Below are 16,946 nucleotides of genomic sequence, written 5' to 3' on the forward strand. Positions count from 1 at the left end.
TGTATCCTATATGAGTAATATCCAAAATATGTCCTTAGAGGACATCATGGGAGAGCGCTTTGGTCGCTACTCCAAATACATCATTCAAGACCGGGCTTTGCCAGACATTCGGGATGGATTGAAGCCGGTTCAACGCCGTATTCTTTATTCGATGAATAAGGATGGCAATACTTTTGATAAGAGCTACCGTAAGTCGGCTAAGTCTGTCGGAAATATCATGGGGAATTTCCACCCACACGGGGACTCTTCTATATATGATGCCATGGTTCGTATGTCTCAGGACTGGAAGAACCGTGAGATTCTAGTTGAAATGCATGGTAACAATGGTTCTATGGACGGAGATCCGCCTGCGGCTATGCGTTATACAGAGGCTCGTTTGTCTGAGATTGCAGGCTATCTCCTTCAAGATATCGAGAAAAAGACAGTTCCCTTTGCTTGGAACTTTGATGATACCGAGAAGGAACCAACTGTCTTACCAGCAGCCTTTCCAAACCTCTTAGTCAATGGTTCAACTGGGATTTCAGCTGGGTATGCCACAGATATTCCACCGCATAATTTGGCTGAGGTCATTGACGCTACAGTCTATATGATTGATCATCCGACTGCCAAGGTAGATAAGTTGATGGAATTCTTGCCTGGACCAGACTTCCCTACAGGAGCCATTATTCAAGGACGAGACGAAATCAAAAAGGCCTATGAAACTGGTAAGGGGCGCGTGGTCGTTCGTTCCAAGACTGAAATTGAGAAACTTAAAGGTGGTAAGGAACAAATCGTTGTCACTGAAATTCCCTATGAGATTAATAAGGCTAACTTAGTCAAGAAAATTGATGAAGTCCGTGTCAATAACAAGGTGGCAGGTATCGCTGAGGTTCGTGATGAGTCTGACCGTGATGGTCTTCGCATCGCTATAGAACTCAAAAAAGATGCGAACACGGAACTTGTTCTCAACTACCTTTTCAAGTACACTGACTTGCAAATCAATTACAACTTCAACATGGTGGCGATTGACAATTTCACACCTCGTCAGGTTGGAATTGTACCAATCTTGTCTAGTTATATCGCCCACCGTCGTGAAGTTATCTTGGCGCGTTCTCGCTTTGACAAGGAAAAGGCTGAAAAACGTCTCCATATCGTGGAAGGTTTGATTCGCGTTATCTCAATTTTGGATGAAGTCATTGCCCTTATCCGTGCTTCTGAGAATAAGGCTGATGCCAAGGAAAACCTCAAGGTCAGCTATGATTTTACAGAAGAACAGGCTGAGGCCATTGTTACCTTGCAATTGTATCGTTTGACCAATACAGACGTGGTTGTCTTGCAAGAAGAAGAAGCAGAACTTCGTGAAAAGATTGCTATGCTTGCGGCTATCATCGGTGATGAACGAACTATGTACAATCTCATGAAGAAAGAACTCCGTGAAGTCAAGAAAAAATTTGCGACACCTCGTTTAAGTTCTTTAGAAGATACAGCAAAAGTAATTGAGATTGATACTGCTAGTTTGATTGCTGAAGAAGATACATACGTCAGCGTGACTAAGGCAGGCTATATCAAACGTACCAGTCCTCGTTCTTTCTCAGCTTCAACGCTAGAGGAAATTGGTAAACGGGATGATGACCGATTGCTATTTGTCCAATCTGTTAAAACTACCCAGCATCTCTTAATCTTTACAACGCTTGGAAATGTCATCTATAGACCAGTCCACGAGTTAGCAGATATTCGTTGGAAGGATATCGGAGAGCATCTGAGCCAGTCTATTACAAACTTTGAAACCAATGAAGAAGTTCTATATGTAGATGTCGTGGATCAGTTTGATGATGCGACAACCTACTTTGCAGCAACTCGCCTTGGTCAAATCAAACGTGTCGAACGCAAAGAATTCTCTCCTTGGAGAACCTATCGTTCTAAGTCTGTCAAGTATGCTAAGCTCAAAGATGAGACTGACCAGATTGTAGCTCTTGCACCAATCAAGCTTGATGATGTTCTCTTGATTAGTCGAAACGGTTATGCCCTTCGCTTTAATATCGAAGAGGTTCCAGTCATCGGTGCCAAGGCTGCCGGTGTCAAAGCCATGAATTTGAAAGCTGACGATGTCGTACAATCTGCCTTTATCTGCAACACTTCATCTTTCTATCTTTTGACGCATCGTGGCAGCTTGAAACGTGTTTCTATTGACGAAATTCCAGCAACCAGCCGTGCCAAACGAGGATTACAAGTCTTGCGTGAGTTAAAAAACAAACCGCATCGTGTCTTCTTAGCAGGTGCAGTTGCAGAACAAGGCTTCATCGGTGATCTTTTCAGTACAGAAGTGGAAGAGAACGACCAAACTCTGCTTGTCCAATCTAACAAAGGAACGATCTATGAAAGCCGATTGCAAGACTTGAACCTGTCAGAACGAACCAGCAATGGAAGCTTCATTTCTGATACTATTTCAGATGAAGAAGTTTTTGACGCTTATCTTAAGAAAGCTTATATAGAATTTGAATCTAAGAAATGATAAAAAGCAATGAAAAGCTTTTCATTGAGAAATTTGTTAAGCCATAGATTTAAGAGTTGAATTTGATTATATATACAAAAACGAACAGTGCAGATTCCTAACTGATAGGGACGTAAGCCTGCTCGTTTTCTTGTTTTTTAGTGGTATAGACCACTTGATATTTAAATGTAAAATTTTTAACATATGGTCAATTATTCAAGCTAGATTAATAAAAAATAATATTTTTTTAAGAAAACGATTGCGTCATATTTATTTTTATGTTATACTAATATCGTTTCAAGAAAGCGCGTTCAAGAAATAGTTGGTTTAAATATAAAGGAGTTTTGTATGTCTCAAAATAAACAAGATAAAGGATTTCGTTTTTCTATTCGTAAACGTAGTGTTGGAGTATGTGGTGTTGCCATCGCAACATTTTTGCTAGGTTCTGGCCTTGTATTTCAAACAAATGTAGTAAAAGCAACAGAGCCAAGCGTTGCTGCAGTTGCTGGTGAAAATATTGCTGCTCATAAACCTGCGAGTCAGAGTTCAACTGTTTATGGAGGAGATGCCTCTAGAGCGGTTGATGGTAATCGAGATAATGACTACGGACATCGCTCAGTTACACATACAGATTTTCAAGATCATTCTTGGTGGAAAGTTGATTTAGAGAAAGAAGACTCAGTAGGAACTGTTCGTATTTACAATCGTGGAGACAGTAATGTAGAGGATCGTTTATCTAATTTTGATGTTGTTTTGTTAGATAAAGATGGAAACGAAGTGGCTCGTCAACATGTAGATAGCTTAAATAATCAACCAACAATTGACGTTCAATTCACTGGAGTTAATGCACGATATGTAAAAATTGAATTAAATAAATCTAACACTCCTCTTAGTTTAGCAGAAGTTGAAGTATATCGTGCTGTAGAAGAAGAAAAAGTAGTAGCAGATAAGAAAACAGAAAACAAAGTTGAAACAGAAAATAAAGCTAAAAAAGATTATACTGCAGAGCTAAATAACTATTTATTTGGTTTAAATTATGATAAATTAAATATTTTAACTAGAAAAGGCGAAGCGTTAGAAAATTACACTAATACAAGCACAAAACAACAAGGAAATGAATTTGTGGTTGTGGAAAAAGTGAAGAAAAATCTTTCTAATGGTTCTGCTGATGTTGCCATTAATGGCAACGGAGATATTTTCCTAGGTGCTTTGTTTAAAGCAAATCAAGACCTTCTAGAAAATAAACCACAACAAATTAGTTTAGATCGTAGCAAAGGTAGAATTAGTGTTGATTTACCAGGAATGGTAGGCGGAGATAGCTATGTAGATGCTAATCCAACTGTAAGTGGTATGCAGGAAGGTGTAAATACCTTGTTAAATCGTTGGCATGAAAAATATGCTGGGAATAACCCTGCTCCAGCACGTATGCAGTACGAATCAACTTCTGCTTATAGCATGAATCAATTAAAAGCAAAATTTGGAAGTGACTTTGAAAAAATTGGAGTTAATTTAAAAATTGACTTTGAAGCTGTCAATAAAGGTGAAAAACAAATTGAGGTAGTTGATTTTAAACAAGTTTACTATACTGCTAACTTTGATGCTCCAAAAAATCCATCAGATGTATTTGCCTCAGGAGTAACAGTTGATCAATTGAAAGCACGTGGAATTGATGAAAATACTCCTCCTGTATATGTATCAAGCGTATCATACGGACGTCAAATGTATGTTAAGTTTGAAACAACAAGCAAGAGTACCGAGTTGAAAGCAGCAATCAATGCTGTAATCAAAGGAGTGCCAATTAAACCAGAATCTGAATGGGCACGTGTTTTAAAGAATACAACTGTAACAGTTTCAATCGTAGGTGGAAATGCTGATGGTGCTGCACGTGTTGTGACAGGTACAGTAGAAGATTTGAAGAAATTGATTCAAGAAGGAGCTTCTTTCAGTACGCAAAACCCTGCTGTTCCGATTTCTTATAAGACTGCATTCTTGAAAGATAATCAAGTGGCCACAATTCAAAGCAATACAGATTACATTGAAACTAAAGTGACTTCATACAAAAATGGTTACCTCAATTTACAACATAAGGGAGCTTATATCGCTCGTTACTATGTTTACTGGGATGAAGTAACTTATGATAAGGATGGAGTTGAAAGCATTCGCTCACGTCAATGGGAAGATAATGGTAAAAACAGAACAGCTGGCTTCCAAACTGAACTTCAATTTAAAGGAAATGTACGTAATGTACGCGTGAAGATTCAAGAAAAAACAGGTCTTGCTTGGGAACCATGGCGTACAGTTTACAATCGTACAGACCTTCCTCTTGTTCAAAAACGTACAATTATTAACTCAGGTACAACAATCAGACCAAAATACGATGAAAAAGTTGAAAATAACTAATTTTTCACTTGTAAAAGGAATCAGTCCCAGTGACTGGTTTCTTTTTTAGTGAAATTTTCAGAAAATTACAAAAAATACTTGAATTTTTTAGAGAATAGTGTAGAATAGAATACATAGTTTTGATTAGAATAGAGGAGATTGTCATGACAGTTACGATTGATTGGGAAAATCTCGGTTTTTCCTATATGAAACTACCTTATCGTTATATCGCTTATTTTAAAGATGGACAATGGACTCAAGGAGAATTAACAGAAGACGCAACCTTGCATATTTCCGAATCATCTCCGAGCCTTCACTATGGACAGCAAGCATTTGAAGGGTTAAAAGCCTATCGTACAAAGGATGGTAGTGTTCAACTTTTCCGTCCAGATGAAAATGCTAAACGTCTGCAACGTACCAGTGATCGTCTCTTGATGCCACAAGTTCCAACAGAAATGTTTGTAGAGGCTTGTAAGGCAGTCGTCCGTGCCAATCAAGAATACGTACCACCTTATGGAACGGGTGGAACCCTTTATCTTCGCCCGCTGTTGATTGGTGTCGGAGATATCATCGGGGTAAAACCAGCAGAAGAGTATATCTTTACCATCTTTGCTATGCCGGTTGGAAATTACTTCAAAGGTGGACTAGTGCCAACAAACTTCTTGATTCAAGATGAGTATGACCGTGCTGCACCGAATGGAACAGGAGCTGCTAAGGTCGGAGGTAACTATGCAGCTAGTCTTTTGCCAGGAAAAATGGCTAAATCCCGTCATTTCTCAGATGTTATTTATCTAGATCCATCAACTCATACCAAGATTGAAGAAGTCGGTTCAGCAAACTTCTTTGGGATTACAGCTGATAATGAATTTGTAACGCCATTGAGTCCATCAATCTTGCCATCGATTACTAAGTATTCATTGCTTTATTTAGCAGAGCATCGTTTGGGCTTGAAACCTGTTGAGGGGGATGTGCCAATTGATGACTTAGATCGATTTGTAGAAGCAGGTGCTTGCGGTACTGCAGCAGTAATCTCACCAATTGGAGGAATCCAGCACGGTGACGACTTCCATGTTTTCTACAGTGAGACAGAGGTTGGTCCAGTGACTCGTAAACTATACGATGAATTGACAGGTATCCAATTTGGTGACATTGAAGCACCAGAAGGATGGATTGTAAAAGTAGATTAAAATTATTAAAGGAGATCTTTATGAAAACGAAAAAGTGGATGTTAACAGCAGGCGTGGTCCTGAGTACAGCAGCTCTTCTTGTAGCTTGTGGGAAAGCAGACAAGGAAGCAGATGCCCCTACAACCTTCTCATATGTCTATGGAGTAGACCCATCATCTTTGGACTATAGTATCGCAACTCGTACATCAACGACTGATATCATCGGTAACGTCGTTGATGGATTGTTAGAGAACGACGAATATGGGAATTTGATTCCTTCCCTCGCTGAGGATTGGAGTGTCTCACAAGACGGTTTGACTTATACTTATAAACTTCGTAAAGGGGTTAAATGGTATACTTCAGAAGGTGAAGAATACGCTGAAGTAACTGCGCATGACTTTGTTACTGGGTTGAAACACGTAGCAGATGGCAAATCAGACGGTGTCACTCTTATTCAAAACTCAATCAAGGGCTTGAATGAATATATGACTGGTGAGACTAATGACTTCTCTACAGTCGGTGTTAAGGCAGTAGATGACTATACTGTTGAGTACACTCTAAACGCACCTGAAACTTTCTGGAATTCAAAAGTAACTTCAGCAACTATGTTACCAGTAAATGAAGAATTCCTCAAAGCATCAGGTAAGAATTACGGAACGGTCAGCCCAGCTGGTATTCTTTATAACGGTCCATATATTTTGAAGACATTGACTTCAAAATCTTTAATCGAATATGAAAAGAACCCAAATTATTGGGATAAAGAGAAGGTTAAAATCGAGAAAGTTAAATTAACTTACTATGATGGATCAGACCAAGAATCCTTGATCCGTAGCTTCTCTTCGGGTGTTTACACAACAGCTCGCCTCTTCCCAAGTAGCTCAAACTTTGCTTCTACTTTGGAACAATACGGGGATAAAATTACATATAGTCCACAGGATTCAACTAGTTACTACTTTACCTTTAACGTAAACCGTCAATCTTTCAATAAGACAGCGAAAACAAGTGAAGAACAGAAAACTTCTACAAAAGAAGCAATGCTGAACAAGGACTTCCGTCAAGCAATCAACTTTGCCTTCAACCGTCATTCTTATGCTGCCCAGCTCAATGGTGAAGATGGTGCGGACAAGATTATTCGTAATAGCTTAGTACCAGACAATTTCGTTCAATCTGGTGGTAAAAACTTTGGTGATATCGCTCAAAAAGAATTGGTCAACTATGGAGACCAATGGAAAGGTGTTGAGCTCGTCGACGGAAAAGATACCATCTACAATCCTGACAAAGCCAAAGCTTCATTTGAAAAAGCTAAGAAAGAGTTGGAAGCAAAAGGTGTAACCTTCCCAATTCACTTGGATGTCCCAGTTGAACAGACAGATACCATTGCCGTTCAACAAAGCAATTCCTTCAAGCAATCAATCGAGTCAACTCTTGGTTCTGAAAATGTCGTGATCGATGTTCTTCAGATGACTGATAACGAGAAGGAAAGCATTACATCTCAAGCGCGTGTTCCTGCTCAAAAAGACTATGACTTGAACAGTACTGGATGGGCTCCAAGCTATCAAGACCCAGCAAGTTATCTCAATATCATGGATCCTAAGACTGGTTCCGCTATGAAACACCTTGGTATTACTAAAGGAAAAGACAAGGAAGTAGTAGCTCAACTAGGTTTGGACGAATATAAGAAACTCTTGGATGATGCAGTTTCTGAGAAAAATGACTTAGATAAGAGATATGAAAAATATGCTAAAGCTCAAGCTTGGTTTACTGATAGTTCTCTCTTGATGCCAACAGCTTCATCAGGTGGTTCACCAGTTGTCAGCAATGTCGTTCCATTCTCTAAACCATACTCACAAGTAGGTATTAAGGGTGATCCATACATCTTCAAGGGAATGAAATTGCAAAAAGAGATTGTAACTGCTAAAGAATATCAAGCAGCTCTTGAAAAATGGCAAAAAGAAAAATTGGAATCAAACAATAAATACCAAAAAGAATTAGAAAGTCATGTCAAATAAAACAGACTAGTACTTTTGGAATAAAGGGGCCTATATGGAATGGATTAAACTAATAGGGATATTTATCATTGTGATTGGTTTTATCTATAAGTTAGATACCATCGCAACGGTAGTCTTAGCTAGTTTAGTTACCGCTCTAGTTTCTGGAGTTTCTCTTGTTGAATTCTTGGAAATTTTGGGAAAAGAATTTAGTAATCAACGAGTTCTTACGATTTTTATGGTAACCTTGCCACTGGTAGGTTTATCTGAAACTTTTGGCCTCAAGCAACGTTCGATTGACTTGATTCAAAAGATTAAAGGTCTGACCGTAGGAAGTTTTTATACAGTGTATTTCTTTTTTCGGGAACTCGATAGCTTCTTTGCCATCCGTCTAGGAGGACATCCGCAGTTTGTAAGGCCCTTGGTCCAACCCATGGGACAAGCAGCAGCAGAGTCTCAATTAGGTAGAAAATTAACGGAGCAGGAGAGCGAAGCGCTAAAAGCGCGTGCAGCAGCAAATGATAATTTTGCAAATTTCTTTGCTCAGAACACTTTCGTTGGTGCAGGTGGTGTCCTCTTGGTGGGGGGCACTCTGGACCAATTAGGTTATGAAAGTAATTATGCAGGCATCGCTTCGGCTTCGCTTATTGTTGCAGGAGTGGCCCTACTTGTGGTAGGAATTTACAATTACCTGTTTGATAGAAAACTGCTAGTGAAAAAGCTTAGTAAAGGAAAAGAAGAATGAGCAATCTAGCAAGTCAGTTATTAGAGTTGACCTATATTGTGATTGGTTGTCAATTTCTTCATACGGCTTATTGTAGCTATAAAGATAAAACAAACCCAGTTCGCTTTGGAACAGCTGGGTTTTGGGCTTTATTGGGCATCAGTTTTATCGGTGGCTCTTATCTACCTTCTATCTGTATTGGAGTTATCGTAGTGCTATTAGCACTACTAACTCTCTTTAAACAGGTTCGTATCGGAACCTTACCGTCTCTGGATGAAGTCAAGGCAAACATTGAAGCTAAACGACTAAAGAATAAAATTTTTATTCCGGTCATGTTAATGGCTTTGATTGCTTTGGTATTAGCAAAAATGATCCCTGAGTTTAGTAAGATTGCTATCAGTCTTGCTGCATTTGTCGCAACCATCTCTCTTTTATTGATTACTAAGAGTTCTCCTAGAAGTTTGTTAGCAGAAAACAATCGCATGGTGCAACAAGTTTCAACCAGTGGGATTGTGCCTCAACTTTTAGGTGCTTTAGGGGCAATATTTACCGTAGCAGGAGTTGGAGACCTGATTTCTCACTTGATAAGTGGTTTAGTTCCATCGGGCAGTCGTTTTATGGGAGTGGTAGCTTATGTCCTTGGGATGGTTCTATTTTCCATGATAATGGGGAATGCCTTTGCTGCCTTTACTGTTATTACTGCTGGAATTGGAGTTCCCTTTGTATTTGCCTTGGGAGCTGATCCAATCGTAGCCGCTGCTCTAGCAATGACGGCAGGTTGCTGTGGCACCTTATTGACTCCAATGGCGGCTAACTTTAATGCTTTACCGGCAGCTCTTCTGGATATGAAAGATCCAAATGGCGTTATCAAAGTGCAAGTAGGAGTAGCTATTGTCATGATTATCATACATGTATTTTTGATGTACTTTTTGGCATTTTAGCAAAGGAAATAAAATGAAAATATTAGTAACAGGTTTTGATCCTTTCGGTGGTGAAAAGATCAATCCAGCCTTGGAAGCTGTTAAATCATTACCGTCAGAGATTCATGGCGCAGAGGTTCATTGGGTATCAATCCCAACGGTCTTTTATCAATCAGCAGAGGTTTTAGAAGCAGAAATAGTTCGATATCAACCAGATGTTGTGCTTTGCATCGGCCAAGCAGGAGGAAGAGCGAGTTTAACTCCTGAGAGAGTCGCTATCAATCAAGATGATGCTAGAATTCCTGATAACCAAGGGAATCAACCGATTGACACTCCAATTCGCCTTGATGGAGAAGTTGCCTATTTTAGCACACTCCCTATTAAAGCGATGGTACAAGCCATAAAAGAAGAAGGGCTACCAGCTACAGTTTCAAATACAGCAGGAACTTTTGTTTGCAACCATTTGATGTATCAGGCTCTCTATTTAGCGGATAAGAAATTTCCCCATATGAGAGCAGGTTTTATGCATATTCCCTATATGACAGAACAAGTGTTGAACAAGCCTAATACGGCATCCATGTGCTTAACAGATATTGTCAGAGGTATTGAGGCAGCAATTAGAGCTATCGTAGACTATAAAGATAAGGACTTGAAGTTAGTAGGTGGAACAACCCATTAATAATGAGTCATCTCTAGATAAAAAATTCTATATTTTTTACAAAAACTCTGTGTCAAGCTTGGCTTGGTATAGAGTTTTTTCTTGCCAGTTTTCTAAATTTCTTGTACAATAGGAAGAGTGAAAAGAGGTAGAGTATGAGTAAAAAAGATAAAAAAATTGAAATTCAATTAACGGATGCAACTGTTTTAGTTGGGAAAGAAAAGTATGACGGTTACACTTTAACCATTGGTAAAAAGATCATTGGTGAAATTGCCGAATTAGACAATCAATTTGCGATCATAAAGAATGGAAATGTCGATAGTTTTTATAAAAAACTTGAAAAAGCTGTGGAAATTTTGATTGAAAACTATAATTTAGCAAAATAAAGCTTGTTTTTTGTAAATTTTCATGATATAATAGTTTTTGTTGAACATTGGAGAGATAGCGAAGAGGCTAAACGCGGCGGACTGTAAATCCGCTCCTTCGGGTTCGGGGGTTCGAATCCCTCTCTCTCCATTTCACTTTTGGGGTATAGCCAAGCGGTAAGGCAAGGGACTTTGACTCCCTCATGCGTTGGTTCGAATCCAGCTACCCCAGTTCTTAGGTAATAAATTCAAGATAAAAAGAAAAATATCTTAGGGTATTTTATTTTTATAATTGAAGGACGTGAACGATATAACATGTCTTTGCGGGTGCTTAGGAAAAAATTATAAGTATGTCAAGTTTAAGAAAAGCTTGATTGTTGGAGGATTTTTTAGATGAACGAATTTGAAGATTTGCTAAATAGCGTTAGCCAAGTTGAACCTGGTGATGTTGTTAGTGCTGAAGTATTGACAGTTGATGCTAATCAAGCTAACGTTGCAATCTCAGGAACTGGTGTTGAAGGTGTCTTGACTCTTCGCGAATTGACAAACGATCGCGATGCAGATATCAATGACTTTGTAAAAGTAGGTGAAGTATTGGATGTTCTTGTACTTCGTCAAGTGGTTGGTAAAGATACTGATACAGTAACATACCTTGTATCTAAAAAACGCCTTGAAGCTCGCAAAGCATGGGACAAACTTGTAGGGCGCGAAGAAGAAGTTGTTACAGTTAAAGGAACTCGCGCTGTTAAAGGTGGACTTTCAGTTGAATTTGAAGGCGTACGTGGATTTATCCCAGCTTCAATGTTGGACACTCGTTTTGTACGTAACACTGAGCGTTTTGTAGGTCAAGAGTTTGATGCTAAAATCAAAGAAGTTGATCCTAAAGAAAACCGCTTCATCCTTTCACGTCGTGAAGTTGTAGAAGCAGCAACTGCAGCAGCTCGTGCTGAAGTATTCGGTAAATTGGCTGTTGGTGATGTTGTAACTGGTAAAGTTGCACGTATCACAAGCTTCGGTGCTTTCATCGACCTTGGTGGTGTTGACGGATTGGTTCACTTGACTGAATTGTCACACGAACGTAACGTTTCACCAAAATCAGTTGTAACTGTTGGTGAAGAAGTTGAAGTGAAAATCCTTGATCTTAACGAAGAAGAAGGACGTGTATCACTTTCACTTAAAGCTACAACACCTGGACCATGGGATGGCGTTGAGCAAAAATTGGCTAAAGGTGATGTTGTAGAAGGTACAGTTAAACGTTTGACTGACTTCGGTGCATTTGTTGAAGTATTGCCAGGTATCGATGGACTTGTTCACGTATCACAAATTTCACACAAACGTATTGAAAATCCAAAAGAAGCTCTTAAAGTTGGTCAAGAAGTTACTGTTAAAGTTCTTGAAGTTAACGCTGATGCAGAACGCGTTTCACTTTCTATCAAAGCTCTTGAAGAACGTCCAGCTCAAGAAGAAGGACAAAAAGAAGAAAAACGTGCTCCACGTCCACGTCGTCCAAAACGTCAAGAAAAACGTGATTTTGAACTTCCTGAAACTCAAACAGGATTCTCAATGGCTGACTTGTTCGGAGACATCGAACTTTAATCCATTCAAATTTGAATAAAATCCTTTGTTTTTAAAACAAGGGATTTTTCTTTTTTCTACTAGCATTTTTTGATATAATGGTTTTATGTTATATTCAGAAAAAGAATCACTTTATCAAACAATAAATGAACAGCTCTCTTATCTTTTAGAAGGAGAGCCCAATGTGTTGGCTAATCTATCAAATGCCAGTGCCCTGCTAAAAACAAGCTTTCCCAATACTGTTTTTGCAGGTTTCTATCTATTTGATGGGAATGAACTGATCTTGGGACCCTTTCAAGGTGGAGTTTCATGTGTACGAATCGCTCTTGGAAAAGGTGTTTGTGGAGAGTCTGCAGCTAGTCGTCAAACAGTGATTGTTGGTGATGTTAAAACCTACCCAAACTATATTTCTTGTGATAGTAGTGCTCGTAGTGAAATTGTTGTGCCGATGGTTAAAGAGGGACGTCTTCTGGGCGTTCTAGATTTAGATTCATCTCTTGTTGATGATTATGATGACTTGGATCTGAAATATCTGGAAGAGTTTGTTTCTATTTTGTTAGAGAAAACCGAATGGAATTTTTCAATGTTTGAGGAGAAAGCGTAATGTATCAGGCCCTTTATCGAAAATATAGAAGTCAAACATTTTCACAGTTAGTAGGCCAGGAAATTGTTGCAAAAACTCTGAAACAAGCCGTAGAGCAGGAAAAGATTAGCCATGCCTATCTATTTTCAGGGCCTCGTGGAACTGGAAAAACCAGTGTAGCCAAAATTTTTGCCAAGGCTATGAACTGCCCTAATCAAGAGGGAGGAGAACCTTGCAATAACTGTTATATCTGTCAAGCTGTAACAGACGGTAGCTTGGAAGACGTTATCGAAATGGACGCGGCCTCTAACAATGGAGTGGATGAAATTCGTGATATCCGTGATAAATCAACCTATGCTCCAAGTATAGCTAAGTATAAGGTCTATATCATTGATGAGGTTCATATGCTTTCAACAGGAGCCTTCAATGCCCTTTTGAAAACTCTTGAGGAACCAACTCCAAATGTAGTCTTTATTTTGGCAACGACTGAGCTTCATAAGATTCCTGCAACCATCTTATCTCGGGTTCAGAGATTTGAATTTAAGTCTATCAAGACTCAGGATATTCGAGACCATATCTTCCATATTTTAGAAAAGGAAGGGATTGATTATGAGTCTGAGGCTGTTGAGATTATCGCTCGTAGAGCAGAAGGTGGTATGCGGGATGCTTTGTCCATTTTAGACCAAGCATTGAGCTTGACTCAAGATGCTAGATTAACAACAGCTGTTTCCGAGGAAATTACGGGGACCATTAGTCTAAGTGCTTTGGACGATTATGTGGCTGCTTTGGCACAAAAGGATGTGCCTCGTGCTTTGGAAAATCTTGATTTGATTTTTGATAACGGAAAGAGCATGACACGATTTGTAACGGATTTGTTGCAGTATTTACGAGATATTTTGATTGTCCAAACTGGTGGGGAGAATACTCACTATAGTGATCTCTTTAAGGATAACCTAGGTCTTTCACAGGCTGTTTTGTTCGAGATGATTGGAATTACAACAAGTAGTTTAGCTGATATCAAGGCTAGCTTACAGCCTAAGATTTATGCTGAAATGATGACCATTCGTCTAGCTGAGCTTGAAGTTAAGCCTGAAATAACAGGTCAAGTCGCTGGTGAATTGGCAACACTAAGAGAAGAAGTTGCACGATTGAAACAGGCTCTAGCAAATGTTAATACAAGTCCCAAGCAGGCCACACCAGCACCAAGTCGCCCAGTTAACAGCAAGTCAATTTATCGCGTAGATCGCAATAAGGTTCAGTCTATTCTTCAAGAAGCTGTTGAAAATCCTGATTTAGCCCGTCAAAATCTAATCCGTCTCCAAAATGCTTGGGGAGAAGTTATTGAAAGCTTGTCAGGTCCAGATAAGGCACTTTTAGTCGGTTCTCAACCTGTTGCGGCTAATGAGCACCACGCGATTCTTGCATTTGAATCTAACTTCAATGCTGGCCAAACCATGAAACGTGATAATCTGAACACCATGTTTGGCAATATCCTTAGTCAAGCAGCGGGATTTTCACCAGAGATTCTTGCTATTTCCATGGAAGAATGGAAAGAAGTCAGGGCTGATTTCTCAGCTAAGGCTAAATCGTCACAAGGTCAACCAGTTAAGGAAGAAGTGGAAGAATCTGTCCTTCCTCAAGGATTTGAATTTCTAGCGGATAAAGTGACCATAGAAGAAGACTAAAAGGATATTGTGACATAATACGATGAACAGACAACAATTTATAATCATGGCCTTATTTACTGCTGCTGAGACCTATTTCCTTAATGAATCCATCATGGAGCAACGGTATATTATGGCCTTGCTTTGGGCTATTTTAATTCTAAGAAATTTTAGAGTCAGCTATATTATGGGTAAAATTGTCAACGCTATTGATGACCATTTTCGAGGAAAGAAGTAACCCTCAGCTTCTAGACAAAATTAAAGCCTTTTAGGCTTTTTTTTGTTATACTATTAAAGTATATTTATTGACATTTTATCGTTTTTTACTAGAAAAATAAGGACAATTTTCTAGCAAAAATGGTAAAACGGATTGAAAAAGAAAGGAACTATCATGTCAGTATTAGAGATCAAAGATCTTCACGTTGAAATTGAAGGAAAAGAAATTTTAAAAGGGGTCAATCTGACTCTTAAAACAGGAGAGATTGCAGCTATCATGGGACCAAATGGTACTGGTAAATCAACTCTTTCTGCCGCTATTATGGGAAATCCTAACTATGAAGTAACCAAAGGTGAAGTCTTGTTTGATGGCGTAAATATCCTTGAATTGGAAGTGGACGAGCGTGCGCGTATGGGACTTTTCCTTGCTATGCAATATCCATCAGAAATTCCTGGAATTACCAACGCTGAGTTTCTTCGTGCAGCTATAAATGCTGGTAAAGAAGATGATGAGAAGATTTCAGTGCGTGAGTTTATCACTAAGCTAGACGAAAAAATGGAATTGCTCAACATGAAAGAAGAAATGGCAGAGCGTTACCTCAACGAAGGTTTCTCAGGTGGTGAGAAAAAACGTAACGAAATTCTTCAACTCTTGATGTTGGAACCAACTTTTGCTCTTCTTGATGAGATTGACTCAGGTCTTGATATTGACGCTCTTAAAGTTGTATCTAAAGGTGTGAATGCTATGCGTGGTGAAGGCTTTGGTGCTATGATTATCACTCACTACCAACGTCTTTTGAACTACATCACACCAGACGTGGTACATGTGATGATGGAAGGGCGTGTTGTCCTTTCTGGTGGTCCAGAATTGGCTGCGCGTTTGGAACGTGAAGGATACGCAAAACTAGCTGAAGAACTTGGCTACGACTACAAGGAAGAATTGTAATTCCCTCGTATCTTTTAGGAGAAGTAAATGACTAAAGAAACTATTAAACTTTTTTCAGAAATGCACGCCGAACCAAGCTGGTTGGCTGATCTCCGTCAAAAAGCTTTTGACAAGATTGAGAGCCTAGAATTGCCAGTCATTGAGCGTGTCAAATTCCACCGTTGGAATCTGGGTGATGGAACTATTACAGAAAGTGAACCGTCAGCAAATGTCCCTGACTTCACTGCTCTAGACAATCACTTGAAGTTGGTGCAAGTAGGAACCCAGACTGTTTTTGAACAAACTCCAGTTGAGTTGGCTGAACAAGGAGTGGTCTTTACAGACTTCCATTCAGCTTTAGAAGAAATTCCAGAGCTGATCGAAGAATTCTTCATGTCATCTGTTAAGTATGACGATGACAAGTTGGCAGCTTATCACACTGCGTACTTTAACAGTGGTGCTGTTCTCTATATCCCTGATAACGTAGAAATCACAGAACCAATTGAAGGTATTTTCTACCAAGACAGCGATAGCGATGTGCCATTTAACAAGCATATTCTGATCATTGCAGGTAAAAACTCTAAAATCAGCTACCTCGAACGTTTAGAATCACGCGGTGAGGGTAGTGCTAAGGCGACTGCTAATATCACTGTTGAAGTGATTGCACGTTCTGGTGCTCAAGTGAAATTTGCTGCAATTGATCGTCTTGGTGAGAATGTCACTGCCTACATTAGCCGCCGTGGTAAATTAGGCAACGATGCAAGCATTGACTGGGCTATCGGTGTCATGAACGAAGGAAATGTCGTTGCGGATTTTGATAGTGACTTGATTGGTAACGGTAGCCATGCCGACCTTAAAGTCGTAGCTCTTTCAAGTGGTCGTCAGGTACAAGGAATTGATACGCGAGTGACTAACTATGGTTGCAACTCTATCGGTAATATCCTTCAACATGGGGTTATCCTTGAAAAAGCAACTTTGACCTTCAATGGTATTGGCCACATTATCAAGGGTGCTAAGGGAGCAGATGCGCAACAAGAAAGTCGTGTTCTCATGCTTTCAGACCAAGCGCGTTCAGATGCTAACCCAATTCTTTTAATTGATGAAAATGACGTTACTGCAGGTCACGCGGCTTCTATCGGTCAGGTAGATCCAGAAGATATGTACTACCTCATGAGCCGTGGCTTGGATAAGGCAACTGCAGAACGCTTGGTTGTCCGTGGTTTCCTTGGTTCAGTTATCGTTGAGATTCCAGTCAAGGAAGTTCGTGATGAAATGATTGCAACTATCGAAGAAAAATTGTCAAAACGCTAAGG

General features: G+C 39.5%; 14 protein-coding genes and 2 tRNA genes. All 16 read left to right on the forward strand.

Going from position 1 to position 16,946, the window contains the following annotated elements; all coding sequences use genetic code 11:
• The first annotated feature begins 10 nt into the window (after nt 1-10).
• The 16 genes from parC (at nt 11) to sufD (ending at nt 16,944) form a co-directional block, all read left to right on the forward strand.
• A complete protein-coding gene (gene parC, locus O3611_RS05120; RefSeq protein WP_371608016.1) occupies nt 11-2,491 on the forward strand; it encodes a DNA topoisomerase IV subunit A in 2,481 nt (826 codons plus the stop codon).
• Between the two features lie 327 nt (nt 2,492-2,818).
• A complete protein-coding gene (locus O3611_RS05125; protein WP_371608017.1) occupies nt 2,819-4,870 on the forward strand; it encodes a thiol-activated cytolysin family protein in 2,052 nt (683 codons plus the stop codon).
• 143 nt (nt 4,871-5,013) lie between these two features.
• A complete protein-coding gene (locus O3611_RS05130) occupies nt 5,014-6,036 on the forward strand; it encodes a branched-chain amino acid aminotransferase (RefSeq protein WP_371608018.1) in 1,023 nt (340 codons plus the stop codon).
• A gap of 20 nt (nt 6,037-6,056) precedes the next feature.
• Complete coding sequence (locus O3611_RS05135) at nt 6,057-8,024, forward strand: peptide ABC transporter substrate-binding protein (protein WP_371608019.1); 1,968 nt, start codon at nt 6,057-6,059, stop codon at nt 8,022-8,024.
• A 34-nt stretch (nt 8,025-8,058) separates the two neighbouring features.
• Nucleotides 8,059-8,748, forward strand: coding sequence for a 5-oxoproline transporter, DUF969 family subunit (locus O3611_RS05140; RefSeq protein WP_371608020.1), 690 nt, complete (start codon nt 8,059-8,061; stop codon nt 8,746-8,748).
• Complete coding sequence (locus O3611_RS05145) at nt 8,745-9,668, forward strand: DUF979 domain-containing protein (protein WP_371608021.1); 924 nt, start codon at nt 8,745-8,747, stop codon at nt 9,666-9,668. The genes O3611_RS05140 and O3611_RS05145 overlap by 4 nt, the downstream gene beginning before the upstream one ends.
• 13 nt (nt 9,669-9,681) lie before the next feature.
• On the forward strand, nt 9,682-10,326 hold the full coding sequence (pcp, locus tag O3611_RS05150) for a pyroglutamyl-peptidase I (RefSeq protein ID WP_371608022.1): 645 nt from the start codon (nt 9,682-9,684) through the stop codon (nt 10,324-10,326).
• Between the two features lie 134 nt (nt 10,327-10,460).
• Nucleotides 10,461-10,691, forward strand: coding sequence for a DUF2969 domain-containing protein (locus O3611_RS05155; RefSeq protein ID WP_075229097.1), 231 nt, complete (start codon nt 10,461-10,463; stop codon nt 10,689-10,691).
• A gap of 49 nt (nt 10,692-10,740) precedes the next feature.
• Nucleotides 10,741-10,821, forward strand: a tRNA-Tyr gene (locus tag O3611_RS05160).
• Nucleotides 10,822-10,830: 9 nt separating this feature from the next.
• Nucleotides 10,831-10,902, forward strand: a tRNA-Gln gene (locus O3611_RS05165).
• 161 nt (nt 10,903-11,063) lie between these two features.
• Complete coding sequence (rpsA, locus tag O3611_RS05170) at nt 11,064-12,266, forward strand: 30S ribosomal protein S1 (RefSeq protein ID WP_075231263.1); 1,203 nt, start codon at nt 11,064-11,066, stop codon at nt 12,264-12,266.
• An 85-nt stretch (nt 12,267-12,351) separates the two neighbouring features.
• The gene (locus O3611_RS05175) at nt 12,352-12,849 is read left to right on the forward strand and encodes a GAF domain-containing protein (protein WP_070460986.1); all 498 of its coding nucleotides are present in this window, start codon (nt 12,352-12,354) and stop codon (nt 12,847-12,849) included.
• Nucleotides 12,849-14,513: a DNA polymerase III subunit gamma/tau gene (dnaX, locus tag O3611_RS05180; protein ID WP_371608023.1), complete on the forward strand. Its 1,665-nt coding sequence runs from the start codon at nt 12,849-12,851 to the stop codon at nt 14,511-14,513. Before O3611_RS05175 ends, dnaX begins: the two co-directional genes overlap by 1 nt.
• Before the next feature lie 22 nt (nt 14,514-14,535).
• Entirely contained in the window at nt 14,536-14,730 is a 195-nt protein-coding gene (locus O3611_RS05185; protein WP_049503772.1) for a DUF3272 family protein, read from the forward strand.
• Between the two features lie 153 nt (nt 14,731-14,883).
• Nucleotides 14,884-15,654: a Fe-S cluster assembly ATPase SufC gene (gene sufC, locus O3611_RS05190; RefSeq protein ID WP_049503774.1), complete on the forward strand. Its 771-nt coding sequence runs from the start codon at nt 14,884-14,886 to the stop codon at nt 15,652-15,654.
• A gap of 27 nt (nt 15,655-15,681) precedes the next feature.
• Nucleotides 15,682-16,944 (forward strand): Fe-S cluster assembly protein SufD, encoded by a 1,263-nt coding sequence (gene sufD, locus O3611_RS05195; protein ID WP_084945975.1) that lies wholly within the window; start codon nt 15,682-15,684, stop codon nt 16,942-16,944.
• Nucleotides 16,945-16,946: the final 2 nt, after the last annotated feature.

Origin of the sequence: Streptococcus sp. 27098_8_91 (assembly GCF_041432385.1) — a bacterium.
Classification (GTDB): domain Bacteria; phylum Bacillota; class Bacilli; order Lactobacillales; family Streptococcaceae; genus Streptococcus.